Genomic DNA, 24972 nt, shown 5'->3' with positions numbered 1-24972 from the left:
GAATTGCCCCGCCAAAGCGGGTCAATTCGGGCGCATGAAAACCCCGATCCTGACCCCACTGGCGCAAAGCCTGCCCGCCACCGTGCCCTTCGTCGGCCCCGAGACGCAGGAGCGTCAGCGCGGCCGCCCCTTCACCGCAAGGCTCGGCGCCAATGAAAGCCTCTTCGGCCCCTCGCCCCTTGCCGTGCAGGCGATGCGCGACGCGGCGGCCGAGGTCTGGATGTATGGCGACCCCGAATGCCATGACCTCAAGGCCGCCATCGCCCGCCATCATGGCGTCACGCCAGCCCATGTCGTGGTGGGCGAAGGCATCGACGGGCTTCTGGGCCTCTTGGTCCGGCTGATGATCGGGCCGGGCGATGCGGTCGTGACCTCCGCCGGGGCCTATCCGACCTTCAACTTCCATGTCGCAGGCTTTGGCGGCACCTTGCACCGCGCGCCCTACAAGGGCGATTTCGAGCACCCCGAGGCGCTTCTGGCCCTTGCCCGGCAGACCGGGGCGCGGCTGATCTACCTCGCCAACCCCGACAACCCGATGGGCAGCCACCACCCCGGCGCCACCATCGCGGCGATGGTCGAGGGCCTGCCCGAGGGCTGCCTTCTGGCGCTGGACGAGGCCTATGTCGAACTTGCCCCGCCCGGTACCGCGCTGGAGGTGGCGGCTGATGACCCGAGGGTGATCCGCTTTCGCACCTTCTCCAAGGCGCATGGCATGGCGGGGCTGCGGCTGGGCTATGCGCTGGCGGCGCCGGACCTCGCGCAGGCCTTCGACAAGGTGCGCAACCATTTCGGCGTCGGACGGTTGGCACAGGCCGGCGGCATGGGGGCGCTGGCCGATCCCGCGCATCTGGCGGCGGTGCGGCACTGGGCCGAGGCCGGGCGCGAGACCTTGGGGCGGATCGCAAGGGCGAACGGGCTTCTCCCCCTGCCCTCGGCCACCAATTTCGTCACGATGGATTGCGGTCGCGACGGCGCCCATGCCCGCGCCCTGATGCAGGCGCTGCTGGCGCGCGACATCTTCGTGCGGATGCCGGGGATCGCGCCCTTGGACCGCTGCATCCGGATCAGCCTTGGCGATGCTTCGGGCTTTGCCGCCCTGGAAAGCGCCCTGCCGCTGGCCCTCGCCGATCTGGGCTGAGGGCCGCGCAGGATCAGTCGGCCACCATGTCGGGATTGGCCGGCCCGAGCGCCGGGGCGGCGCCCACCGGATGGACCGCAGCCCCAAGCACGGGCGCCGTGACCGGCGCCGGCGCAGGCTCTGCCGTCAGAAGGCGCTGCTGCTGGTTCAGCGCGGTGGTCGCCACTTCTTCGCAAAGCGTTTCGGGCAGCGGGCGGCGGAAGACCAGCACGTTCTGGAACGTGGTCTTCGACCCGGTCAGCCCGACCCGTTCCTCGCAGGGCAAGGCGTCCGAGCGCTGATACTCCCAGCCCTCCTGCCCCATCTTGTTCATCAACCCGGTCAGCACATGGGCGAACCGCTCCTCGACCGTCTTGAGGCCTCGGGCCTTTTCGCCCTTCCGCGGTGCGGGCACGACCCGGTATTCGTAACTCTGCATGAAATCCTCGAAACCAGACCCGCCTTGCGGGCAATCGCGTCATAATTAAGAGATTCCGGGGCCAAGGCCAAGTGGGGGCCTGCGCTTCTGTGCCGGGGTGCGGCGGGAATGCGTCAAAGCCCGCCGAAGCCCCGACGCAAAAGACAAAAGCCTTTACTTCCGGGCCCTTGTGACCGGACGTTCGATCAGATCGACGGCATGGCTGCCCTTCTGGCCGCCATCCATCCGCAAGGCGCCGGTGACCGGGGCCACATCGCCGTAGTCGCGGCCGTGACCCACGGCAATGTGATCGGTGTCGGCAAAGCAATCATTGGTCGGATCATGGTCAAGCCAGCCCGCCTCGGCCCCGGCCCAGGCGCGGACCCAGGCATGCATCGCATCGGCGCCTTCGAGCCGCGGCTTGCCCGGCGGCGGCAGGGTGCGCAGAAAGCCCCCGACATAGGCCGCCGGAATCCCGAGGCTGCGCAGGCCCGAGATCATGATCTGCGCGAAATCCTGGCAGACCCCGCGTTTCAGGGCAAAGGCCTCGGCGGGCGGGGTGTCGACCTCGGTGGCCTTGGAATCGAAGGTCATGTGGTCGTGGATCGCGGTGCCGAAGGCCGCAATCGCGGCGCGGGCGGTTTCGGCGCCCTTGACCGCCTCGCGGGCGAAAGCGGCAATCCCGGGGTCCAGCGTGATCCGCGGCGAGGTGGTCAGGAAATGGTGCGGCGAGGCGGGGCCAAGGTCGGTGACCTCCTCCAGCTCTTCGCAGAGGCGGTCGAGCGGCGGCGACATGTCCAGTTCCTCGCCCAGAGGCAGACGGACCACGCGCGCCTTCATCGCGATCTCGCAAGTGCGCAGGCCGGGCGCCATCACCACTTCCAGCACCTTGGTGCCGAAAAAGTCGGTGAACTCGCGCCGTTCGGAGGGTTCCGGCTTGATCACCGTGTCGCAGGCCAGAAGGTTCTGCAGGCCCGGCATCTCGGCCGGCTGGATGCGCAGAAGCTGGCGCCCCGCCCCGGTCGGCCGGTCGAATTCGTAGCGGATCACCAGGCGCAGGTCATATTGCATCAGCGCAGATAGGCCTCTGTGATCAGGTTGGACAGGGTGGCGACCTGGCCGCGGAAGGACCAGAGCGCCGAGGTCGTCATCGTCTCGGGCGCCTGGGTGGCAAGGTCGGTCTCGCAGCGCAGGATGGCGCGGGCCAAGGGCGACAGCACGCCGTTATCGACCGCATCGGGCAGCATCCGGATCTGTTCGCCCAAAGCCTCGATCTGGTGGCGGACCGAGCGCGGGTTCTGCGGGTCCAGCGCCAGAAGGTCGATCACCGTCACCCGGCTGGTCGCCATGGTAAAGCGGCGGCGGTGGGTCAGGACGGAATCGCCCAGCTCGATCGCGACATCCAGCGCCCCCGGCACCGCCTTTTCATCGGCGAGGATGGCGAGGATCTCGGTCATGCTCATCGCGCGTTCATGCAGGCGGCCGATGGTCAGGAAGCGCCAGCCCATGAAGCGGTACATGTTTTCATGCACAAGACCGGTGATCCCGGCGAGCTTGCGCAACAGCGCCGACAGCGCCCGCGCCGCATCGTCGCCCGCCGTGACCTGCAGGGTCATCCGCCGGGCGGTCTTGTTGATATCGACCAGCGCCTGCCAGGCATCGGGCGAGAAGCGGTCGCGCACCTGCCCCGCGCTGCCAATGGCCGAGGCCAGCGCGTCAAGAAGGCCGGGCGGGATGCCGGGCGTCGGATCGACCCCGCGCGATTTGAACAGGGGCGCCATCGCGGCCAGCACCGGTGCGGCGCCGGCGCCGACCTCGGCCAGGCGGATGTTGCGGGCGCGCAGCAGGCGGACCAGGACCTCGGTCCGCTCGATATAGCGGCCCAGCCAGAAGAGGTTGTCCGCCGCGCGCGAGGGCAAGGCCCCCGGCCCCATCCGCTTGAACGGCCCGGCCGTCGTCGGCACCATCGAGACGGAGGGCACCTCGCTGGGCGAGACGATCCAGACATCCGCCGCCGAGCCGCCGCGCTGCATCGCGATGGCGGTCGGGTCGGGGGTGGCGCCGATGCGGGCGAAACCGCCGGGCATGACCTGCCAGCCCTCGGGCGTGCGGGCCAGAAAGACCCGCAGGGTCATCGGGCGCGGCGCAAGCTTGCCATCGACGAGGGTCGGCGTGGTCGAAAGGGTCACCGCCTCCTGCGCCACCAGATCGCGGCCCTGCGCCGCCAGCAGGGCAGCGAGCGCCTTGGGGCTGAGGTCGGCGGCCCGGGTGATATCCTCGTGCAGATCGAAGGGCAGCCCGGTGGCCAGGGCCGGGCTCAGCACCATGCGGCGCGGCGACGCCAGCACATCGGCCCGCTCTGCCGCCCCGCCGCACCACCAGGTCGCGATATTGGGCAGGGCCAGCGGCGCCCCGATCAGCCGTGGCGCAAGCTTGGGCAGGAAGGCCATCATGGCCCGGGTCTCCAGGATGCCCGAGCCGAGCGCGTTGACCATGGTCAGCCCGCCCGCCCGCAGCGCCGAGACCATGCCCGGCGTCCCCAGCCGCGAGGCGGCGTTCAGCTCCACCGGGTCGGCGTAATCGCCATCGAGCCTGCGCCACAGCACATCGACCGGCCTCAGGCCCGAGACGGTGCGCACCATCAGGCGGTCTTCGTCGACCACCAGATCTTCGCCCTGCACCAGCGTGATGCCGAGGTAGCGCGCGATATAGGCGTGCTCGTAATAGGTCTCGTTCAGCGGCCCCGGGGTCAGGATCGCCGCCCGGGCATCGCGGTCCTGCCGCATCCCCAGCAGCGCATCGCGGAAATCGCGGAAGAATCCCGCGACGCGGTGGACATGGCCCTGGGCATAAAGCTCGTTGAAGGCGCGCGAGGTGGCGACGCGGTTTTCCAGCGCATAGCCCGCCCCCGAGGGCGCCTGGGTGCGGTCGGCCAGCACCCACCAGTTGCCATCCGGGCCGCGCCCGATCTCGAAGGCGAGGAAATGCAGGTAATGCCCCGATTGCGGCCGGATGCCGACCATCGGGCGCAGCCATTCCGGGTTGGAGGCGACCAGCGAGGGGGGCAGATGGCCGCCCTCGACCATCCGGTTCTCGCCGTAGAGATCCTCCATCAGCGCCTCGAGCAGTTCGGCGCGCTGGATCAGGCCGGGGCCAAGCTCGGCCCAGTCGGCCTCGGCGATCAGCACCGGGATCGGCGAAAGCGGCCAGGGCCGTTCGACCGATTCGCCGCCGCCGTACTGGCGGTAGAACACGCCACTGTCGCGCAGGTATTGTTCGGCCCGCGTGGTGCGGCGGACGATATCCTCGGGCGAGAGGGCGGCGAAGGCGGTGGCGAAATCGCGCCAGAGCGGGCGCAGCTTGCCGTCAGGGCCGACCATCTCGTCGGGCACGGCGGGCAAGGGGGCATAGGGTTCGGGCGCGGGCCTTGCGGGCGCGGCAGCGGCGGGTTTGGCCTCTGCCCCCGCCTCCTGCGGCGTGGGGCTGCGCTGCGAGGCCAGAGCTTCAGCCAGGTCGGCGTCAGGGCTGCGCCCGCCACCGCCCTGTTCGGCCTGCACCTGTTCTGCCCGCACCAGTTCGGCCTGAGCCAGTTCGGCTTCGGCCTCCTCCTCCCGGGCTTCCTCTTCGCTCGCCTCGTCCAAAGCCCTGTCCCCAGCCTGTTCCTCTGGCCCCGGTGCGATCTCTGCCTCTGCCGGACCCAAGGCGGGTTCGGCAGAGCTGGAAGGCAGATCGCGTTCCTCGGGGCTCATCGGTTAGAGCCCGATGGGGCGGCGGAGGTCAAGCGTCATCGGGAATTCGGGCGAGATGCGTTCGGTGGGTGGTGTATAGAAACCCGCCGTATGCCCGAAGGGCTGGAAGCGCGACAGGCGCCGTGCTTCGGCCTCGTTGCCGTTGACCGGGAAGGTGTCGTAGTTGCGCCCGCCCGGATGGGCGACGTGATAGGTGCAACCGCCGAGCGCCCTTTGCGTCCAGGTGTCGTAGATGTCGAAGGTCAGGGGCGCATCGACGCGCAAGACCGGATGCATCGCCGTCGCCGGTTGCCAGGCCTTGTAGCGCAGGCCCGCCACCGCCTCGCCGCCGCCGACATGGGCCATGGGCAGCGCCCGCCCGTTGCAGGTGACGGTATAGCGCCCCGGATTGCCGCCGGTCAGCTTGACCTGCAACCGCTCGGTCGAGCTGTCGGTATAGCGCACCGTGCCGCCCAGGGCCCCGGTTTCGCCCAGCACATGCCAGGGCTCCAGCGCCTGTTTCAGCTCCAGCTTGACGCCCTCGTAGGTGACCTCGCCGCAGAAGGGGAAGCGGAACTCGGCCTGGGCCTCGAACCAGTCTTCCTGCATCGGATAGCCATGGGTGCGCAGATCGGCCAGCACGTCGCGGAAATCCTGCCAGACGTAATGCGGCAGCATGAAGCGGTCGTGCAGCGCGGTGCCCCAGCGGGTCATCTCGCCAGTGATCGGCGCATTCCAGAACCGCACGATCAGCGCGCGCAGGAGGAGTTGCTGCGCCAGACTCATCCGCGCATCCGGCGGCATCTCGAAGCCGCGGAACTCGACCAGGCCCAGACGGCCGGTCGGGCCATCGGGGGAATAAAGCTTGTCGATGCAGATTTCCGAGCGGTGGGTGTTGCCGGTCGAGTCGGTCAGCATGTTGCGCAACAGCCGGTCCACCAGCCAGGGCAAGGGCTGGATGCCCATGCCCGGCGCCGGGATCTGGCTCAGCGCAATCTCCATCTCGTACAGCGCGTCATGGCGCGCCTCGTCCATCCGCGGGGCCTGGGAGGTCGGCCCGATGAAGAGACCCGAGAAGAGGTAGGACAGCGAGGGGTGGCGGTTCCAGTGCAGGATCAGGCTGGCCAGCACATCGGGCCTGCGCAGGAAGGGGCTGTCATTGGTGGTCGAGCCGCCCACCACCACATGGTTGCCGCCGCCGGTGCCGGCATGTTTGCCGTCGATCATGAACTTGTCGGCGCCCAGACGGGTCTGGCGGGCATCCTCATAGACCCCGGTGGTGATCGAAACGCAATCCTCCCAGGTCTTGGCCGGGTGGATGTTGACCTCGATCACACCCGGATCGGGGGCGACGCGGATCACGTTCAGGCGCGGGTCCTGCGGCGGGGCATAGCCCTCGATATGGACCGGCAGGCCCAGCCGCTTGGCCGCAGCCTCGGCGGCCTGCAGAAGGTCGAGGTAATCCTCCAGGCTGACCACCGGCGGCATGAAGACGCAAAGCCGCCCGTCGCGTGGCTCGACGGAAAGCGCAGTGCGGATATAGCCGTCGACCTCCATCACCGGGCTGCCCTGCTGGATGCGCTCGCCTTGCGGGGAATTGGCGACGAAGCTGGCCACCAGGTTTTCGGCGGGAGCACTCTTGCGGGTGGGGTCCAAGGGGGCGACCGGCGGCAGGGGGGCGCGCTCGATCGTCGGGTCCATCGGGTTGATATAGGGGTAGGAGGAGGCCGGAATCCACGGCAGGCTGTCGAGCGGCAGGCGGTAGCCGACCGGGCTGTCGCCGGGCACGAGGAACATGTAGCCGCGCCGCAGCCGCCACTTCTCGGACCGCCAGCGCCGCCCGAAGGCGCGGCCCTGCCAGCTTTGGATCGGCAGAACGAAGCCGGAAGGCTCCGACAGGCCGCGGTTGAAGACGGTCGACAGGCGATGCCGCGCCTCGGGGTCCTTCAGTTCGGAATTGGCCGGGGTCACGTTGGCGGGCAGGTTCGCCTCTTTGACCAGCCATTCGGCGGTGTCCTCGTAGGCGGCGATGATATGCTCTTCGCCGACCTCCAGTTCGGCCGCGATCTCGCGCAGAAGCTCTTGCGCATCCAGCGGCGTGACCCCGGTTTTCGCGCCCTCTTCGGCGATCAGGTCGGGGTTCTGCCAGATCGGCTGGCCGTCATTGCGCCAGTAGAGTGAGAAGGTCCAGCGCGGCAGGGTCTCGCCCGGATACCACTTGCCCTGACCGTAATGCAGGAATCCGCCGGGGGCGAAACGGGTGCGCAGGCGGCGGATCAACTGGTCAGCCAGCGAGCGCTTGGTGGGGCCGACAGCGGCGGTGTTCCATTCCGCCCCCTGATAATCGTCGATCGACACGAAGGTCGGCTCGCCGCCCATGGTCAGCCGCACATCGGCTGCGGCCAGCGCCGCATCGACCTTCTTGCCGAGGGCGTCCAGCGCGGTCCAGCTTTCGTCCGAGAAGGGCTTGGTGATGCGCGGGTGTTCGGCGACGCGGGCCACCTTCATGTCGAAATTGAAATCGACCTCGGCAAAGCTCGCCAGCCCCGAGATCGGCGCGGCCGACCGGTAATGCGGCGTCGCGGCCAAGGGGATATGGCTTTCCCCGGCCAGCAGTCCCGAGGTCGGGTCCAGCCCGATCCAGCCCGCGCCGGGGATATAGACCTCGACCCAGGCATGGAGGTCGGTGAAATCGACCTCGGTCCCCGAGGGGCCGTCGAGCGCCTTCAGATCCGGCTTCAGCTGGATCAGATAGCCCGAGACGAAGCGCGCGGCGAAGCCGAAATGGCGCAAAGCCTGGACCAGAAGCCAGGAACTGTCGCGGCAGGAGCCGCTGCCGATGGTCAGCGTCTCCTCCGGGGTCTGGACGCCCGGCTCCATCCGGATCGTATAGGCGACCTTGCCCGAGACGGCGGCATTCAGCATCACGACGAAATCCGTGGTGCGCATCTTGGCGCGCGGCACGGTTTTGAGGAACCCTTCCAGCGCCGGACCCACCGGCTCGCCCTTGCGGTAGATCGCCAGATCCTCGGTCAGGTCGCTGGCATATTCGAAGGGCCAGTATTCGGCGTAATCCTCGACGAAGAAATCGAAGGGGTTGTAGACCGTCATGTCGGCGACGAGATCGACCTCGATCTTGAACTCGGTCACAGGCTCGGGAAAGACGAAGCGCGCCATCCAGTTGCCGAACGGGTCCTGCTGGTGGTTCACGAAATGCTTTTCGGGCGAGACCTTGAGGCTGTGCGAGATCACCTTGGTCCGGCTGTGCGGCGCGGGCCGCAGGCGGATGACTTGCGGCCCCAGAATGACCGGTCGGTCATACTTGTAATGGGTCAGGTGATAGATGGACGCCTTGATCGACATGTAACCTCCGCCGGAACCAATCGGCCTCCTCCTACCATGGCACCGGACGGCAGCATGGGGAAGCGTTAAGCTTGGCGGGAAGCAAATCCAATTTCGCCCGAATTTTGGGCAGACGAAGGGGGTTCGCCTGCGAATTGGGCGCCGGTCAGGCCTGAACCTCGGGCCGCACCAGCGGGCGCGGGGCGATCATCGGCCAGATCGTCGCCGAAACCCCGCCGAGCGCGATCAGCGCCATGCCGACCAGACCGATCGGATCGGGCACATGGTCGAAGACCAGCCAGCCGAGGATGGCACCCCAGAAAAGCTGCAGATAGTTCACCGGGGCGATGACCGAGGCCGGGGCGATCCGGCAGGCCTGGGTGAACAGAAGATGCCCCACGGTGGACATGCCCCCAAGCACGAGGAACAGCCCCAGATCCAGCCCGCCCGGCAAGGACTTGGGCCAGAAGAAGGGCAAGGCCGCGCCAAAGGCGAAGGCGCCGACGAAGGCGGTCCAGAACATCAGGGCCAGCGTCGTCTCGCTGCGGGCCAAGGAGCGTGACAGCATGTTGTAACCGACGCTCACCGCCGCCGTCAGCATCGCAAACAGCACGCCCACCGGGTCCAGCCCGCTGCCCGGCCGCACGATCAGCAAGACGCCGACAAAGCCCGCCAGCGCCGCAAGCCAATGCACCGGCCCGATCTTTTCGCTCAACAGCGGCCCGGCCAGCAGCATCACGGCGAAGGGGGCGAGGAAGATCACCGCAATCGCCTCGGCCACCGGCAGGCGCTGGAAAGCCAAGACGCCGAAGATCGAGGCCGCGGCAAGGCAAGCCCCGCGCAACAGCACCAGCCCGCGCCGCTGCACCCGCCAGAGCGCGCGGCCCTGCTTCGGCCCGAAGACCGCCAGCATCCAGAGCAGATTGCCGATATAACGCACCGAAACCACCAGAACCGCGCTATAGGCCATGCCGAGATGCTTGTTCGTCGCATCCATGCAGGCAAAGACCAGCACGGCAACCGCCATCAGTAGCGCGCCTTGGGTCGGACGGCTCTGGGCGGCGGAATAGGTCACTTGGGGCATGGCAGGTCCTTGGCGGGAAGCGGCGATCCGCTCCCTTGCCTGTCATATCGTCTGAATGTCAGGCAGGTTAAACCGACAAGACCGGCAAGCCGCCTTGCACAAGACGCAACCCGGGCCGCGCCGCCTTCCCCGCCCCGCCCTTTCGCCCTATGCAAGGGGCCAAAGGGAGGCGCGATGCTCAACCTCAAACATGTCGAAGCCTTCGTGCGGGTGGCCGAGCTTGGCAGCTTTCGCCGCGCGGCAGAGCGGCTTCACACCACCCAGCCCAATATCTCCAACCGGATCGCCCAGTTCGAGGCGCAGCTTGGCGTCACCCTGATGGAGCGGGACGCAGGCTCGGTCCGCCTGACGCCCAAGGGCAAGGCGCTGCTGCCCGAGGCGCGCAAGGTTCTGGCCGCACTCGACAATCTCGTCGCCGCCGCCGGCGATGACAGCCTCTTTCGCGACACGCTCCGCCTTGGCGTGTCCGAGATCGTCGCCCATACATGGCTGCGGGCCTTCCTCGTCGAGATGAAGGCGCGCTTTGCCAATATCACGGTCGAACTGACGGTGGATCTGTCGGCCAACCTCGCCAAGGCGCTGTTTGACCGCGAGTTGGATCTGGCCTTCCACAACAGCCCTTTCGAGCGCGAGACCCGCGCCAGCCTGCCCTTGGGCCAATCGCCCTATGTCTGGGTCGCGGCGCCGGATCTGGGCCTGCCCGCGGGTCCCCTCACCGCGGACGACCTTGCCGGCCATCCGATCCTGATCCATGCCCGCGGCACGCTGCCCTTCCGCCAGTTGGAGGATCACTTCCGCCCGCTGGCCAAGGCCCGGCTGGTGCCCTCCTCGAACATGGCGGCCTGTCTGCAGATGGCGCTGGACCGGCTCGGCCTCGCCTGCCTGCCGCATGTCCTGGTGGCGCCGGCGCTCGCCTCGGGCGCGCTGCGGCAGCTCGACTACCCCTGGGCCCCCGATGCCCTGCGCTTTTACGCCCGCCACGAGGCCGACCCCGCCCCGCCCTATGTCACCGAGGCCGCCCTTCTGGCGCAGAGGCTCTTCCCGCCCGAGGATACGAAATCCTGATCCTTGCGATAGAAAGAAACGATTTTTCCTGATGCCCGCGCTGGTCTAGCCTGCCCGTGGAAACAGGAGACCCCTCATGGCGCATCTGGCCCGGCTTGGCGTGGATATCGGCGGCACTTTCACCGATGTGGTGCTGGAAATCGGCGCCGACAGGTACTCGGCCAAGGTCCTGACCACCTATGCCGCGCCCGAGGATGCCATTGTCGAGGGCATGCACCGCGTCTGCGCCAAGGCCGGGGTCGCGCCGGGTCTCATCACCCAGATCATCCACGGCACCACCCTTGCCACCAACGCATTGATCGAGCGGCGCGGCGCGAGGACCGCCCTCATCACCACGCAGGGTTTCCGCGACGTGATCGAGATGCGGACCGAAAGCCGCTTTGAACAATACGACCTTAACCTGACCCTGCCCGAGCCGCTGCTACCGAGGAACCGCCGTTATGTGGTCTCCGAACGCATCGGCGCGCGGGGCGACGTGCTGATCCCCATCGCCCGCGCCGAGGTGGAGACCCTGGCCGAGTCCCTGCGCGAGGCCGCCTATGACAGCATCGCCGTGGGGCTTTTGCATTCCTACGTCAACGACGCGCATGAGCGGCTGGTGGCCGAGGTTCTGGCCGAAAGGCTGCCCGGGGTCATGGTCTCGCTCTCCTCGCAGGTCTCGCCGCAGATGCGGGAATACGAACGCTTCAACACCACGATTGCCAACGCCTATATCAAGCCCTTGATGAAAAGCTATCTCGACCGCCTCGCCCAGCGCCTGAAGGCCGAGGGGGCGGAATGTCCGGTGTTCCTGATGCATTCGGGCGGCGGGATCATCTCGCTCGAAAGTGCGGCGGAGTTTCCGGTGCGGCTGGTGGAAAGCGGCCCGGCGGGTGGCGCGGTCTTTGCCGCCGACATCGCGGCAAGGCATGGGCTCGACAAGGTCCTGTCCTTCGACATGGGCGGCACCACCGCCAAGATCTGCCTGATCCGCAACCAGACGCCCAAGACCGCAAGGGTCTTCGAGGTCGCCCGCACCTACCGCTTCAAGAAAGGCTCCGGCATGCCGATCTCGATCCCGGTGATCGACATGGTGGAGATCGGGGCGGGCGGCGGTTCGCTCGCACGGGTCGATGCGATGAACCAGATCCGCGTCGGGCCGGAAAGTGCAGGGTCCGAGCCCGGCCCCGCCTGCTATGGCCGCGGCGGCACAAGCCCCGCCGTCACCGATGCCGACCTGATCCTCGGCAAGCTCGACCCGGCCCAGTTCGCCGGCGGCACGATCCCGCTTGACCCTTCGGCTTCCATCGCGGCGCTGGATACGCATCTGGGCCAGCGCCTGCAGATGCCCACGCTGGAGGCCGCCTGGGGCCTTGCCGAAGTCGTGGACGAGAACATGGCCAATGCGGCCCGCGTCCATGCGGTGGAAAATGGCGAGGATCTGGCCGAATACACGATGATCGCCTTCGGCGGCGCAGCCCCCCTCCACGCCGCCCGCCTCTGTGAGAAACTTGGCGTCGCCCGCTGCCTGGTGCCGGAGGGCGCGGGCGTCGGCTCCGCCATAGGCTTCCTGCGCGCCCCCTTCAGCTTTGAAGCCAACCGTTCGGTCTTCATGAAGGCGGGCAGTTTCGACCCCGCCCAGGTCCGCGCCCTCTTTGCCGAGATGGAGGAAGAGGCCACCCGCTTCGTGCGTTCCTGCGATGCCACGGCGCCGATCAGGGCCGATCACAAGGTCTATATGCGCTACAAGGGCCAGGGCTGGGAAATCCCCGTGCCCCTGACCCCGGAAGAGGCCGCCAAGGCCGATCCCGCCACCTTCCTCGCCCGGTTCGAGGCCGATTACGCCGCCCTCTTCGGCCGGACGGTCGCGGGGATGGAGGTGGAAATCACCGTCTGGTCGGTCAACGCCTCGACCCAGACCCCGCCCGTCCCGCAGGCGCCGCCGCCGCCCCCAGGTCAGCTTCTGGCCGAGACCGGCCAGCGCCCGCTGTTCGATGCCGCAAGGGGGAGCCTTCACAGCGCGGGCATTCATGACCGCGCTGCCTTCGCCCCGGGAGATCGCATCCTCGGCCCCGCCATCGTGACCGAGGCGGAGACCACCGTGATCCTGCCCGCCTCCCGCCAGGCGCGGATGCTGGCGGATCGCACCCTCGACATCACCCTGCAGGAGGCCTGAGATGCAGCGCTCCAAAGTCGTCCATCAGGTCATGTGGAACCGCTTGATCTCGGTCGTCGAGGAACAGGCCCAGGCGCTGGTCCGCACCGCCTTTTCCACCTCGGTCCGCGAGGCGGGCGACCTTTCTGCGGGCGTCTACAACGCGGGCGGCGAGATGCTGGCCCAGGCCGTCACCGGCACGCCGGGCCATGTCAACGCGATGGCCGATGCTGTCCCCCATTTCATCCGCCGCATCGGGCGCGACAATATCCACGAGGGCGATGTCTATATCACCAACGACCCCTGGGAGGGCACCGGGCACCTGCACGACTTCACCGTCTGCACGCCGTCCTTCCACAAGGGACGTCTCGCCGGCTTCTTCGCCTGCACCGCCCATGTCGTCGATGTCGGCGGGCGCGGCTTTGGCGCCGATGCGAATTCGGTCTATGAAGAGGGCATCCATATCCCGGCAATGAAGCTGATGGACTGCGGAGAGGTCGATGCCACCCTGATCCGCCTGATCCGCTCCAACGTGCGCGAGCCGGATCAGCTGGTCGGCGACATCTATGCCCTGGCCACCTGCAACGGCATCGGCCACCGCAGGCTGACCGACATGATGGTGGAATTTGCCCTCGACGACCTCGACGGGATCTCCGATTTCATCCTGACCAACTCGCGTGCGGCGACGCTGGCCCGCATCGCAGCCCTGCCCCGGGTTTGCGCGGACGGCGCCATGACGATCGACGGCTATGACCGGCCGATTGATCTGAAGGTGAAGGTCTCCTTCAACGGCGACCATGTGATGTGCGATTGGGAGGGGACCTCGGGCCTTGATAAAAAGGGTATTAACGTCCCCCTCGTCTATACCAAGGCCTATGCCTGCTACGCGCTCAAATGCGCGATAGCACCCGAGATTCCGAATAACGCGGCCTCGCTGGAGCCGTTCCGGATCACGGCACCCGTCAATTCCATCGTCAACGCCCTCCACCCCGCCCCGGTCGCGCTGCGCCATGTGATTGGCCATATGGTCCCCGACACGATCTATGACGCCCTGGACAAGATCCTGCCCGCGACCGTGCCGGCCGAGGGCGCCGGGTGTCTCTGCAACTTTCAGGTCTCCCTCCGCCCCCGCACCGATGCAACCGCCCCGGCCGATGCGGTCCGGGCCGAGGTCCTGACCTTCAACTCCGGCGGTTCCGGCGCGCGGCCCACCCTCGACGGGATGAGCGCCACCGCCTTCCCCTCGGGGGTGATGACCATGCCGGTCGAGGCCACCGAACAGACCGGCCCGGTCATCATCTGGCGCAAGGAGCTGCGCCCCGATTCCGGCGGGCCGGGCAAATACCGCGGCGGCCTCGGTCAGGTGATGGAGGTCGGCGCGCGCGAGGGCCACGAATTCGACATCTCCGCCATGTTCGACCGGGTGCATCACCCGGCGCGCGGCCGCCGTGGCGGGCTTGCCGGGGCGCCGACCACCATCGCCCGCGACAATGGCACGGCGATGCAGGGCAAGGGCCGCCAATTCGTGCCCCACGGCGTCAAGGTCCTGATGGAATTCCCCGGCGGTGCTGGTTACGGTGCCGTGGCAGAGCGTGACGGGGCGTCGATCCGCCGCGATCTGGCCTTGGGCTATATCACCGAGAAGACAGCGCGCGAGACCTACGCCATGACCGAAGACGCGATTGCCGCGGTCCTGTCCGCCGCGCGCAAAGGGGAGAGTTTCTGAATGGCGGCCAAGGATGCGCCCAAACATGCCAGCTATGATGTGATCATCATCGGGGGGGCGATCACCGGGTCGTCCACCGCGTGGTTTCTGACCGAAAACAGCGACTTCACCGGCAGGGTCCTGGTGGTCGAACGCGACCAGTCCTATGAATTTGCCGCAACCTCGCTGTCGAACTCCTCGATCCGGCAGCAGTATTCCACGGCGCTGAACGTCCGCATCTCGCAATTCGGGGCGGAGTTTTCGCAGAACCTGCCGAAATACATGGGCGGCGAGGCGCCGAAGCTGAAGATCCGCAATTTCGGTTACATGTACATGGCCGCCGACGAAGGCTTTGCCGCCGTCCTTCGCGCCCAGCAGAAGGTGCAGGTCGCCGAAGGGGCCGAGACGCGGATCTTGACGCCGGACCAGATCAAGGAAGCCTATCCTTTCTACGAGGTCGGCGATCTGGTTCTGGGCAGCATCAACACCAAGGACGAGGGCTATTTCGACGGCTACACGATGTTCGACTGGTTCCGCCGGCAGGCCCGGGCGCGTGGCGTCGAATATATCACCAACGAGGTGGTCGGCCTGACCCGCAAGGGAGACCGCATCGAAAGCGTGACCCTTGCGACGGGCGAGGTCGTCTCTTGCGGGCAGGTGGTCAATTCCTCCGGCACGCGGGGGGCCAAGGTGGCGGCGATGGCGGGGATCGTGATCCCGATCGAGCCGCGCAAGCGCTACTCCTGGATCTTCGCGGCGGAAAAGCCGCTGGACCGAGACCTGCCCCTGACCATCGACCCTTCGGGCGTGCATTTCCGCACCGACAGCGACACGACCTATCTGGTCGGCGCCCATGCCGACCATGACCCGGCGGTGGCTTTCGACGATTTCACCATGGATCACAGCCTCTGGCAGGATCATGTCTGGCCGATCCTCGCCACCCGCATCCCGCAGTTCGAGGCGATCAAGGTCCTGCGCGAATGGGCCGGGCATTACGATTACAACACGCTGGATCAAAACGCGATCGTGGGGCCGCACCCCGAGGTCACCAACTTCCTGTTCCTCAACGGCTTTTCCGGCCATGGGCTGCAGCAGTCCCCGGCGATGGGGCGCGGCACGGCGGAATGGATCACCTATGGCGCGTTCCGCAGCCTCGACCTGTCGCCCTTCCGCTTTGAACGCATCGCGGAAAACCGTCCCCTCATCGAAGGTGCCATCATATGAACGTCGCCCCCAACCCCTTCCTCGCCGCGATCCGCGCCGGCACACCTCAACTGGGCGTCTGGGTCGGCCTCGCCTCGCCCTTCGCGGCCGAGATCGTGGCGGGTGCCGGCTTTGACTGGGCGATGATCGACATGGAGCATTCGCCCAACGATCTGACCTCGGTCCTCGGCCAGTTGCAGGCCTTCGCCGCCTATCCGACCACGGCGCTGGTGCGGCCGGAATGGAACGACCCGGTGCTGGTCAAGCGGCTTCTGGATATCGGCGCGCAGGGCTTGCTGTTCCCGATGGTGCAATCGGTGGAAGAGGCGGAAAAGGCGGTCCGGTCTACCCGCTATCCGCCGAACGGCATCAGGGGTGTGTCCTACTCCACGCGGGCCAACAAGTTCGGCCGGGTGACGGATTACTTCAGCAAGTCCGAAGGCGAGCTGGCCGTGCTTTTGCAGGTCGAAACCCGCGCCGCCGTGGGCCTCGCCTCGCAGATCGCTGCGGTGCAGGGCTGTGACGGCGTCTTCTTCGGCCCGGCCGATATCGGCGCCGATATGGGCATCCTCGGCCAGCCGACCCATCCCGACATCTGGGAGTTCATCATGCCGGTGGCCAAGCGCCTGATGGCCGAGGGCATTCCGGTCGGCACGCTCGTCGCCGACACCAAACTGGCCCGCCGCCTGCTGGACGAGGGCTTCACCTTCGTCGCCTGCGGCATCGACGCCTCGATCCTGTCGCGCGGTGTGGATGCGCTGCTGGGCGAGATGAAGGCCTGACCCCTGAACCCCGGAGCGCGCGATGAAACTGAAACGACTGGTGCTGACCGGGGCCGCGGGCCGTCTGGGGTCTTACCTGCGCGAGCCTCTGGCCGCGATGGCCGAGGAGCTGGTCTCCTCCGACCTCGCCCCCGAGATCGGCACGCTTTACCCCGGCGAGCGCTATGTGCAGGCCGATCTGGCCGACAAGGCGGCGATCCACGCGCTTCTGGAAGGGGCCGAGATGGTGGTGCATTTCGGCGCCATCGCGGACGAGGCCCCGTTCGAGACCCTGCTCGGCCCCAATTTCATCGGCGCCTATAACGTCTGGGAGGCCGCGCATCAGCACGGGTTGCGCCGTGTCGTCTATGCCTCCTCGATCCACGCGGTCGGCATGTATCCAAGGGCCGAGTTCATCGGCACCGATGTACCGCACCGCCCCGACACCTTCTATGGTCTGGCCAAGTGCTTTGCCGAGGATCTGGGCCGGATGTACTGGGAAAAGCGCGGGCTGGAATCGGTGCATCTGCGCATCCTGTCCTGCGCCCAGGTCACCTCGGCCCGCGCGCTTGGCACCTGGCTCAGCTATGACGACCTGATCCAGCTGGTCACCCGCGCCATCGACACGCCCACCACCGGCTTCAGCGTGGTCTATGGGGTGTCAAACAACGACCGGGTGCCGGTGGACAATGCGAAGGCTAGCTTCCTCGGCTACCGGCCGCGCGACAATGCCGAGGTTTTTGCCGAAAATATCCTCGCCGAGGCGCCGCGGCCCGACACCACCGACCTCGCCCAGATGCGCCATGGCGGCGCCTATGCGGCGGTGGATCTGGGGGAAAGCGGTCTGGCGCAGATGAACATCGTGAATGACACGAAAAAGACCTGAAAGGCCTGAACCTGCGGCCCGGGCTCCCCGGACCGCAGAAGCGTCAGGCGGCGAAGGCCTCGAGAATGGTGCCATCGGCAATCGCCAGATCGGTCACCACATGTTCGGACCAGTTCTCGTAGACATGCGGCACGACGCAGGGACAGGCCGCGGCCAGGTTCTGCATCTGGGCAAAGTCGAACTCATGCCCGCCGGCCACGAAGAAATCGATCCGCTCGATCGGCGAGGCATTGACCCGCTGGACCAGGTCGGGCCGGCTGTAGAGACCCTCGGCGGCCTCGTCGGCGATCTTGCGATAGACCTGCCGGTCTTCGTTGCCCTCGCCGAGTTCCAGTGAGGTCGGGCCGCCAAAGGCCACGATGCGGCGGATGTCGAGGTCGCAGGAGATGTTGATCGCGCCGAACACCCCGCCCGAGCCGCCTGCCGCCACGATGCGGGTGTCGCGAAACTCGGCCAGAGCCTCTTTGATCTGCGCCACCGTCGCTGCGTAATCGCCCATCGACTCCACGCCCGCAAGGTAAAGCCTGCGGTGGAAATCCCGCACCACGATGAGGTTGGCGTTCAGCGGCAACGCGACGGTCCGGTCGAAGGAATTCCAGCCAAGCCCGGCAAAGCGTTGATTGAGGCCGGAAAACCCGAGGATCGTCAGCGTGGCGCCGGGGCGGCGGTGGATCTGGAAATCGGCATCCGGGTCGTCGAAGAAATCTGATTTCACCGCCGGATCGACAGCCGCGAAGACGTTCTCGAACATCTTGAAGCCGGGGCGCGGGCCGAACTGGGTGATGGCCGCCGCGAGGAAGGCCTTCTGGTAGGACAGATCGGGCCATTGCGCCTCCAGCTCCCAGATCTGGACCTGGGCGCCGGGCAGCTGCTGAAAGGCCGGCTCATACTGGCCGGTCAGCTTGTAGGTCAGAAGTGAGCGGTAAAGCCACATGTGCCGCGCCCCGCGGCCAAGCGCGCCGCGGTGGGTGGCCCAGACCTCGTTCAGACGGTCCAAAGCCGCGCGCCAGAGGCCGGCATTGTCTTCCTGCACGGCGCGCTGCGCCTCCTGGATCGCGACAAGCCAATCCGGCGGCGCCGCGATCTCGTCGGGCCGCGCCTGCAAAACCGGCGGTCGGATCATGCCTTGGCAGCCTCCACGAAGGCGGTCAGCTTGGCCAGCGTGTCATATTCGTCCTCGCGGCCCTCGGGCAGGACGATGTCGAAGGCTTCCTGCACTTCCAGCAGCACGGTGGCGATATCCAGCGAATCCAGCCCGGAATCGATCAAAAGCCCGTCGGCCTTGACCGCGTTGCCGTCAAAGCGCGCCACATTGGCCGAGATCAGGTCGCGGATGGTTTGTTCTACAGACATGTCATTTCTCCGAATGAAGGATGGTTGTGGCCCAGCCCAGCCCGACGCCAAACCCCGACACCAGAACGGTGCGGGCCGCGGCGCGGTCGAGATCGGCCAGAATGAGCGGGATGGAAGAGGAAACCGGGTTGCCGTAGGCCGCGCAGCTCAGCTCGGCCGGGGCGCCGATGCCGATGCGCTTGGCGACCGTATCGACGATGAATTTCGAACCGGGATGCAGCGCGAAGGCATCGACCTGATCCAGCGTCAGGCCGTTGCGCTCCAGCGTCCGCTTCACGCTGCCCGGCACGTTCAGCGCGCAGAAGTCGAAGACGGAACGCCCGTTCATCCGCAGGATGCCGCCCGCGTCACGTTCGAGCGCGAGGCTGGCCTTGGTGCCAAGGTCGAAGGCGCCGATCCGCCAGCTGCCGCCCGGCTCGATCAGCACGGCGGCGGCGGCATCGCCGAAGATCATCGCGGTGTTCTTGTCGTCTTCGTCGATGGATTTCGAATAGGGATCGGCGGTCAGGATCAGCGCCCTCTTGCCCCCCGTCATCATCAGATGCCCCGAAACCGAGGCCAGCGCCGCGACAAACCCCGAACAGCCCAGCGAGATGTCGAAGGCAAAGCACTGCAGCGGCAGGCCGAGCTTGCCATGCACGATCGAGGAGGTATGCGGCAGGCCGAAGCCATCGGGATGCTGGGTGACGACCACGACCAGATCGAGGGTCGCAAGGCTGAGGGCCTCGGCCCCGATGCGGGCGGCGAGGTCCTCGACCGCCTTGACGCAGAGGTCGGAGGTCTCCTCCCCTGCCGCCTTGCGGGCGGTGGCCAGGATGCCGATCTTGGATTTCAGCGCCTCGGGGTCATAGTCGAAACGCCCGATCCGCGTGTCGTTCGAAATGCGGTCGGTGGGCACATAGGTCCCGATGGCCGTGATGCCGAACGGGTTCAGTCTGGCCGCTTCGGGCGCAAGGTCATTGGCCATAATAGACGATCTCTCCGGTCTTTTGTCCGTCGCACAGGAGCGAGGATTTGAAAATGCGGGTGCCGAGATGGCTGTCGAGCCTGAGCTGGAAGGCGCTGTCATCCGGCGGGAAACGGTCCAGCTTCAGCCGCGCCGCGATCAGCTTTACGCCGGGGTTCAGCATCCGGTTGATCAAAAGCTTGTTGGCCGCGATCATCCGGTCCGTGAAGGACCCCGCCTCGCCCCGCGGGCAGTCCAGCAGACCTGCATCAACCGTGGCGGTCGCCACCAGCCCGTCTTCGTCATAGGGCACGCGGGTCTGGGTCGGATGATCCGGATCATCGGCAAAAAATCCTGCGATCTCATGGCCATCGGGGGCGATGCAGCGGAAATTGCCCTTGGCGGCGCGGCCATCGGGCGAGGTGCCATCCGCGGCCCCGCCGGTCCAGAACAGCACCCGTGCCGCCATCCAGACCTTGAAGGTGATGTCCAGATCGGTGATCGCGCCGAAGTGGCCCTGCAGATAGTTGCAGATGCTCGCGCTGTGGATATAGGGCCGGGCACCGCGGAAATCGAAATCGTGGAACCAGAGTTCGGCCATGGATTGATGCTCCGCCCCGCTCAATTTCTAAAGCTATATCACCGTCTTCTCAGGACACAATCTGCGATGCAACCGCCAATTTTGCAACTGCGGCAGGAAAGACCGCCGCTTTTGCTGCAAATGCGGCGGTATTTTAGACAGTTTTCGTTCAGATTTGCGGATTTCCGCCGGTGTCGGGATGGCACGGTCAGGGCTGGATGCCCGATCCGAGGGCAATCTGCAGCACCGCCCATTCCAGCGCCGTGTCATTGGCCGCCGAGGCCGCCGAAAGCCGGGCCGCCGCCGCGGAGCGGTCGGTGTCCAGCAGATCGAGAAGCGAGATCGCCCCCGCCTCGTAGTTCTGCTGGGCGAGGGCCAGCGCCCGGTCGTAATTGCTTGCGGCCTGGGCCAGGGCGGCCTGCCTGCGGCCATAATTGCCGAAGTTGGATTTGGCGACCTGCACCTGTTCCACCGCATTCATCACCGCGCTGCGCCACGAAAGCTCGGCCTGCCGCGCGGCGGAGATCTTGGCGTCCCGCGTCGCCGACAACAGGCCCTGGTTCAGCAGCGGCAGGGCAATCTTCGGCCCGAAGCTCCAGCTGGCGGCGCTGCCGGTGCGGGCAAGCGTCCCGGTCAGGGTGACCGAGGGGTAAAGGTCGGCCTCGGCCACGCCGACCGCCGCCACCGCCTGATGCAGGGCGGCCTCGGCGCTGCGGATGTCGGGGCGGTTGCGCACCAGATCGGCAGGAACCCCGGTGGCGCTGCTGCCCGGGCTGCGCAGCTGGCGCGCGCCCTTCTGCATCTGCGCCATCAAGGGGGCGGCAGGCTCGTCCAGCAGGGTGGCTATGGCAAAGACATTGGCGTTGAAGCGCGCCTCGTAATTCGGCAGGTCGGCGCGGGCGGTGTCCAGAAGCGCCTGGGCCTGGGCCATCTGGTAATCGGTGGCCGATCCGGCCTCGAACTGGTGGCGGGTGATCTCGACCGTCTTCTGCCGCGTCGCGATGGTCTGGCGGGTCAGGGCAAGGGCGGTCTGGTTGAAACGGGCATTGCCATAGGTCGAGATCAGATCGGCAAGCCAGGCCAGCCGCGCCGTGCCGACATCGGCCTCGGCCCCGGTGAGCCCGGCGCCGGCGCCCTCGCGCGCCCGGCGCAACCCGCCGAAGAGGTCCAGCACCAGCCCGGCGTTCAGGGTCTGGGGGCTGGCGCCTTGCGCGCCGGCGCCCTCGGTGCCCTGCCGCTGCGGGGTCACGGTATAGGTCCCGTCCAGCGCGGCATTGACCCCGGTGGTGCGCAGGGTGGCCTGGGCCGCCCGCACCCGCTCCATCGCCAGCTGCACATCCAGGCTCTGCCGCAAGCCCCGCTCGATCAGGGCCGAGAGGGTGGCATCGTGGTAGGACTGCCACCACTGGCTTTGGCGCTGCAGGGGATTGGCTGCCGCACCGGACCCGGCAAACTGCCCCGGCAGGGCGATCTGCGGGCTTTGGAAGTTCGGTCCGACCGCGGCACAGGCGCCCAGCGCGAAGAGGGCTGTCAGGAGGATCGGCTGCATGTTCAGGCTTTCTTCGTTTTCTTGAATTGGGTCAACCGCAGGACGGCGACGTAGAACGACGGGATCATCAGCAGCCCGAACAGGGCCGAGAAGGTGATCCCCCCCAGCATACCGATCCCGATCGAGCGTTGCGCCGCAGCCCCGGCCCCGGTAGCAATCGCCAGAGGCAGGATGCCCAGCATGAAGGCCAGCGAGGTCATCAGGATCGGCCGCAGACGCTGGCGGGCGGCGATCTTGATCGCCTCGGCCAGGTCCATGCCTTTCTTGTGCTGCTCCTGCGCGAATTCGACGATCAGGATCGCGTTGCGCGCGGCAAGGCCGATGGTCGTCAGCAACCCGACCTTGAAATAGACATCGTTGGACTGGCCGAAGACCTTGGCCGCGACCAGCGCCCCCAGAACCCCGATCGGCACCGCCAGCATGACCGCGAAGGGCACCGCCCAGCTTTCATACAGCGCCGCAAGGCAGAGGAAGACGATGATGGCGGAGAGGCTGTAGAGCAAAGGCTCCTGGTTGCCGGCGAGCCGTTCCTGATAGGACAGCCCCGTCCAGGCCGCGCCATAACCGCCCGGCAGGGCCGCCACCATCTCCTCCATCGCCTCCATCGCGGTGCCCGAACTGACCCCCGGCGCCGGAGAGCCGGAAATCTCCAGGGCCCGCGTGCCGCCATAGCGCAGCAGCTGCGGCGAGACCTGTTCCCAGCTTTGCGTCATGAAGGCATCGAAGGGCACCATCTCGCCACTGGCATTGCGGGCATACCAGTCGCCCACGTCCTGCGGCTGCATCCGGTAGGGCGCATCGCCCTGGACGACCACGTTGCGCAACTTGCCATTCAGGGTGAAGTCATTGACGTAACGCCCGGAAAAGATGGTCGAAAGCATCGAATTCACATCCGACAGCGTCAGCCCGAAAGCCTCGGCCTTCTGGGCGTCGATGTTCAGCTTCAGCGCGGGCTTCTTCGCGTCGTCATTGCCGCGCAGGCCGGTCACCCGCCCATCGGCCTTGGCATTGGCGACCAGCGTGTTGGCGGCATCGACCAGGGCCTGGGTGCCGTTGCCCGACTGGTCGATCAGCTCCATCGTGAAGCCCGAGGAGGTGCCCATGCCCTGGATAGCCGGTGGCTGCAGGAAGAAGACCTGCCCCATCCGGTTGCTGGCAAAATGCATGTTGGCGCGCAGGGCCAGGCTCGCGGCATCCAGACCCGGACGCTCGCTGTAATCCTTCAGCCGGATGAAGAGCATCGCGCTGTTCTGCCCGCTGCCGCCAAAGCTGAAGCCCAGGACCCCGAAGACCGATTTGACGGTCTTGGCCTCGTCCTTGAGGAAGAACTGCTCGATCTGCGCCACGGCTTCCTTGGTCTGGACCTGGGTCGCGCCCTCGGGCAGCTGGACCATCGCCATCAGCACGCCCTGATCCTCCTGCGGCAGGAAGGAGGTCGGCAGCCGGTCATAGACCAGCGCCAGCCCGCCGATCACCGCCGCCAGCACCACCAGCATCCGCAAAGGCCGCCGCACGAAGCGCCCGACCGTGCCGACGTACCCGGTGGTCAGCCCGCCGAGGCCGCGGTTGAACCAGCGCGCCGGGGCAAAGCGCGGCTCATGCCCGCCGGGCCGCAAGAGCGAGGCGCACATCGCCGGGGTCAGGATCAGCGCGACCAGCAGCGACAGCCCCATGGCCGAGATGATGGTGACCGAGAATTGCCGGTAGATCACCCCGGTCGAGCCGCTCATCAAGGCCATCGGCAGGAACACCGCCGAAAGGACCAGCACGATGCCGACAAGGGCGCTGGAAATCTCGCTCATGCTCTTCTCGGTGGCCTCGACCGGGCCGAGCCCCTCTTCCTTCATCACCCGCTCGACGTTTTCGACGACGACGATGGCGTCATCGACCAGAAGGCCGATTGCCAGCACCAGCGCGAACATGGTCAGCGTGTTGATCGACATGCCGAACAGCGACAGGATGCCGAAGGTGCCCAGAAGCACGATGGGCACGGCGATGGTCGGGATCACCGTGGCGCGCCAGCTTTGCAGGAAGACCAGAAGCACGAGGAAGACCAGGGCAATCGCCTCGGCCAGGGTGTGGTAGACTTGGGTGATCGATTCCTCGACGAAGGGCGAGGTGTCATAGGGGAAGACCACGCTGACCCCGGCCGGCAGGGCGGAGCTCAGCTTGGCAATCGTCGCACGCACGGCGGCGGCGGTGTCGACCGCATTGGCCCCGGTGGCAAGGTTGACGCCAAAGCCCGCCGCCGCCTGACCGTTGTAGCGCGACACGGTGCCGAAATCGCGCTCGGCGATCTCGACCCTTGCCACGTCGCCCAGAAAGACCGCGGAACCGTCGACATTGGTCTTGAGCAGGATCTTCTCGAACTCGCCCACACTGGAAAGCTGCGACTGCGCGCTCAGGGTCACGTTCAGCTGCTGGCCCTGCGTCGCGGGCAAGGAGCCGAGCGCGCCGACCGTCACATTGGTGTTCTGCGCTGCCACCGCGGTCGTCACATCGGTGGCGGTCAGCTGGTATTTCATCAGCTTGACCGGATCGAGCCAGATCCGCATCGCGTAAAGCGTGCCGAAGCTGTTGATCGAGCCGACGCCCTCGGTGCGGGTCACCGGGTCCTGGATCGTGTTGGACAGGATATCGCCAAGCTGGACCGAGCTATAGGCGCCATTGTCCGCGATCACCGCCCCGACCATCAGGATCGAGGAGGTCGAGCGCGTCACCCTGATCCCCGCCGTCTGCACCGTCTGCGGCAACGAGGATTGCACCAGCTGCAGCTTGTTCTGCACCTGGACCTGCGCCAGATCGGGGTTGACCGTGTCGTCGAAGGTCAGGGAGATGCTGGCGCTGCCCTCGGACGAGGTCGAGGTCATGTAGGTCAGCCCGTCCAGCCCGGTCAGCCCGTTTTCCAGGATCGTCGTGACCGAGTTTTCCACCGTTTCGGCCGAAGCGCCGGTATAGGTGGCCGAAACCCGCACCGTGGTGGGCGCGATATTGGGATATTGCGAGATGGGCAGGCTGGTCAGCCCGAAGGCCCCGCCCAGCATGACCACGATGGCCAGAACCCAGGCAAAGACCGGGCGGTGAATGAAAAAATGCGCCAT

Annotated in this window: 18 protein-coding genes; 7 read left to right on the top strand and 11 right to left on the bottom strand. The window is 66.9% G+C overall.

Annotated elements, in window-relative coordinates; translation table 11 throughout:
* The first annotated feature begins 34 nt into the window (after positions 1-34).
* The gene (locus AC1DZT_RS10245) at positions 35-1138 is read left to right on the top strand and encodes a pyridoxal phosphate-dependent aminotransferase (RefSeq protein ID WP_478006525.1); all 1104 of its coding nucleotides are present in this window, start codon (positions 35-37) and stop codon (positions 1136-1138) included.
* A 13-nt stretch (positions 1139-1151) separates the two neighbouring features.
* On the opposite strand, the gene AC1DZT_RS10240 is transcribed toward AC1DZT_RS10245, so the two are convergent.
* The 5 genes from AC1DZT_RS10240 to AC1DZT_RS10220 all read right to left on the bottom strand — a co-directional run bounded on the left by AC1DZT_RS10240 (position 1152) and on the right by AC1DZT_RS10220 (position 9689).
* Positions 1152-1556 carry a DUF4177 domain-containing protein gene (locus AC1DZT_RS10240; RefSeq protein ID WP_478006524.1) on the bottom strand — a complete coding sequence of 135 codons (405 nt, stop codon included), beginning with the start codon at positions 1554-1556 and terminating at the stop codon, positions 1152-1154.
* A 153-nt stretch (positions 1557-1709) separates the two neighbouring features.
* Positions 1710-2606 (bottom strand): transglutaminase family protein, encoded by an 897-nt coding sequence (locus tag AC1DZT_RS10235; RefSeq protein ID WP_478006523.1) that lies wholly within the window; start codon positions 2604-2606, stop codon positions 1710-1712.
* The gene (locus AC1DZT_RS10230) at positions 2606-5284 is read right to left on the bottom strand and encodes a circularly permuted type 2 ATP-grasp protein (RefSeq protein WP_478006522.1); all 2679 of its coding nucleotides are present in this window, start codon (positions 5282-5284) and stop codon (positions 2606-2608) included. The genes AC1DZT_RS10235 and AC1DZT_RS10230 overlap by 1 nt, the downstream gene beginning before the upstream one ends.
* Before the next feature lie 3 nt (positions 5285-5287).
* Positions 5288-8626, bottom strand: coding sequence for a transglutaminase family protein (locus tag AC1DZT_RS10225; RefSeq protein ID WP_478006521.1), 3339 nt, complete (start codon positions 8624-8626; stop codon positions 5288-5290).
* A gap of 145 nt (positions 8627-8771) precedes the next feature.
* Positions 8772-9689, bottom strand: a complete 918-nt coding sequence (locus AC1DZT_RS10220) for a DMT family transporter (RefSeq protein WP_478006520.1) — start codon at positions 9687-9689, stop codon at positions 8772-8774.
* Between the two features lie 174 nt (positions 9690-9863).
* On the opposite strand from AC1DZT_RS10220, the gene AC1DZT_RS10215 reads away from it, so the two are divergent.
* The 6 genes from AC1DZT_RS10215 (at position 9864) to AC1DZT_RS10190 (ending at position 17443) form a co-directional block, all read left to right on the top strand.
* Positions 9864-10754 (top strand): LysR family transcriptional regulator, encoded by an 891-nt coding sequence (locus tag AC1DZT_RS10215; RefSeq protein WP_478006519.1) that lies wholly within the window; start codon positions 9864-9866, stop codon positions 10752-10754.
* Positions 10755-10830: 76 nt separating this feature from the next.
* Positions 10831-12909, top strand: coding sequence for a hydantoinase/oxoprolinase family protein (locus AC1DZT_RS10210; protein ID WP_478006518.1), 2079 nt, complete (start codon positions 10831-10833; stop codon positions 12907-12909).
* Between the two features lies 1 nt (position 12910).
* Complete coding sequence (locus AC1DZT_RS10205) at positions 12911-14614, top strand: hydantoinase B/oxoprolinase family protein (protein WP_478006517.1); 1704 nt, start codon at positions 12911-12913, stop codon at positions 14612-14614.
* A complete protein-coding gene (locus AC1DZT_RS10200; protein WP_478006516.1) occupies positions 14615-15817 on the top strand; it encodes an NAD(P)/FAD-dependent oxidoreductase in 1203 nt (400 codons plus the stop codon).
* Positions 15814-16578 (top strand): HpcH/HpaI aldolase family protein, encoded by a 765-nt coding sequence (locus AC1DZT_RS10195; RefSeq protein WP_478006515.1) that lies wholly within the window; start codon positions 15814-15816, stop codon positions 16576-16578. Before AC1DZT_RS10200 ends, AC1DZT_RS10195 begins: the two co-directional genes overlap by 4 nt.
* A 22-nt stretch (positions 16579-16600) precedes the next feature.
* Positions 16601-17443 (top strand): NAD-dependent epimerase/dehydratase family protein, encoded by an 843-nt coding sequence (locus AC1DZT_RS10190; protein ID WP_478006514.1) that lies wholly within the window; start codon positions 16601-16603, stop codon positions 17441-17443.
* Between the two features lie 43 nt (positions 17444-17486).
* On the opposite strand, the gene AC1DZT_RS10185 is transcribed toward AC1DZT_RS10190, so the two are convergent.
* The 6 genes from AC1DZT_RS10185 to AC1DZT_RS10160 all read right to left on the bottom strand — a co-directional run bounded on the left by AC1DZT_RS10185 (position 17487) and on the right by AC1DZT_RS10160 (position 24972).
* Entirely contained in the window at positions 17487-18566 is a 1080-nt protein-coding gene (locus tag AC1DZT_RS10185; protein WP_478006513.1) for a hypothetical protein, read from the bottom strand.
* Positions 18563-18796 carry an acyl carrier protein gene (locus AC1DZT_RS10180; RefSeq protein ID WP_478006512.1) on the bottom strand — a complete coding sequence of 78 codons (234 nt, stop codon included), beginning with the start codon at positions 18794-18796 and terminating at the stop codon, positions 18563-18565. The genes AC1DZT_RS10185 and AC1DZT_RS10180 overlap by 4 nt, the downstream gene beginning before the upstream one ends.
* Before the next feature lies 1 nt (position 18797).
* Entirely contained in the window at positions 18798-19763 is a 966-nt protein-coding gene (locus AC1DZT_RS10175; RefSeq protein ID WP_478006511.1) for a ketoacyl-ACP synthase III, read from the bottom strand.
* Positions 19753-20343: a hypothetical protein gene (locus AC1DZT_RS10170; protein WP_478006510.1), complete on the bottom strand. Its 591-nt coding sequence runs from the start codon at positions 20341-20343 to the stop codon at positions 19753-19755. The genes AC1DZT_RS10175 and AC1DZT_RS10170 overlap by 11 nt, the downstream gene beginning before the upstream one ends.
* Before the next feature lie 187 nt (positions 20344-20530).
* Positions 20531-21871: an efflux transporter outer membrane subunit gene (locus AC1DZT_RS10165; RefSeq protein WP_478006509.1), complete on the bottom strand. Its 1341-nt coding sequence runs from the start codon at positions 21869-21871 to the stop codon at positions 20531-20533.
* A 2-nt stretch (positions 21872-21873) separates the two neighbouring features.
* Positions 21874-24972, bottom strand: a complete 3099-nt coding sequence (locus tag AC1DZT_RS10160; protein ID WP_478006508.1) for an efflux RND transporter permease subunit — start codon at positions 24970-24972, stop codon at positions 21874-21876.

The sequence above is a fragment of the Rhodobacter sp. P1_C2 genome (assembly GCF_056406375.1).
Note: the sequence above shows the minus strand (reverse complement) of the source record. Positions and strands in the feature narration are given on the sequence as shown.

Coding starts and splice junctions, on each gene's coding strand:
- AC1DZT_RS10245 (WP_478006525.1), top strand. CDS start 35: ATGAAAACCCCGATCCTGACCCCACTGGCGCAAAGCCTGCCCGCCACC.
- AC1DZT_RS10240 (WP_478006524.1), bottom strand. CDS start 1,556: ATGCAGAGTTACGAATACCGGGTCGTGCCCGCACCGCGGAAGGGCGAA.
- AC1DZT_RS10235 (WP_478006523.1), bottom strand. CDS start 2,606: ATGCAATATGACCTGCGCCTGGTGATCCGCTACGAATTCGACCGGCCG.
- AC1DZT_RS10230 (WP_478006522.1), bottom strand. CDS start 5,284: ATGAGCCCCGAGGAACGCGATCTGCCTTCCAGCTCTGCCGAACCCGCC.
- AC1DZT_RS10225 (WP_478006521.1), bottom strand. CDS start 8,626: ATGTCGATCAAGGCGTCCATCTATCACCTGACCCATTACAAGTATGAC.
- AC1DZT_RS10220 (WP_478006520.1), bottom strand. CDS start 9,689: ATGCCCCAAGTGACCTATTCCGCCGCCCAGAGCCGTCCGACCCAAGGC.
- AC1DZT_RS10215 (WP_478006519.1), top strand. CDS start 9,864: ATGCTCAACCTCAAACATGTCGAAGCCTTCGTGCGGGTGGCCGAGCTT.
- AC1DZT_RS10210 (WP_478006518.1), top strand. CDS start 10,831: ATGGCGCATCTGGCCCGGCTTGGCGTGGATATCGGCGGCACTTTCACC.
- AC1DZT_RS10205 (WP_478006517.1), top strand. CDS start 12,911: ATGCAGCGCTCCAAAGTCGTCCATCAGGTCATGTGGAACCGCTTGATC.
- AC1DZT_RS10200 (WP_478006516.1), top strand. CDS start 14,615: ATGGCGGCCAAGGATGCGCCCAAACATGCCAGCTATGATGTGATCATC.
- AC1DZT_RS10195 (WP_478006515.1), top strand. CDS start 15,814: ATGAACGTCGCCCCCAACCCCTTCCTCGCCGCGATCCGCGCCGGCACA.
- AC1DZT_RS10190 (WP_478006514.1), top strand. CDS start 16,601: ATGAAACTGAAACGACTGGTGCTGACCGGGGCCGCGGGCCGTCTGGGG.
- AC1DZT_RS10185 (WP_478006513.1), bottom strand. CDS start 18,566: ATGATCCGACCGCCGGTTTTGCAGGCGCGGCCCGACGAGATCGCGGCG.
- AC1DZT_RS10180 (WP_478006512.1), bottom strand. CDS start 18,796: ATGTCTGTAGAACAAACCATCCGCGACCTGATCTCGGCCAATGTGGCG.
- AC1DZT_RS10175 (WP_478006511.1), bottom strand. CDS start 19,763: ATGGCCAATGACCTTGCGCCCGAAGCGGCCAGACTGAACCCGTTCGGC.
- AC1DZT_RS10170 (WP_478006510.1), bottom strand. CDS start 20,343: ATGGCCGAACTCTGGTTCCACGATTTCGATTTCCGCGGTGCCCGGCCC.
- AC1DZT_RS10165 (WP_478006509.1), bottom strand. CDS start 21,871: ATGCAGCCGATCCTCCTGACAGCCCTCTTCGCGCTGGGCGCCTGTGCC.
- AC1DZT_RS10160 (WP_478006508.1), bottom strand. CDS start 24,972: ATGGCGCATTTTTTCATTCACCGCCCGGTCTTTGCCTGGGTTCTGGCC.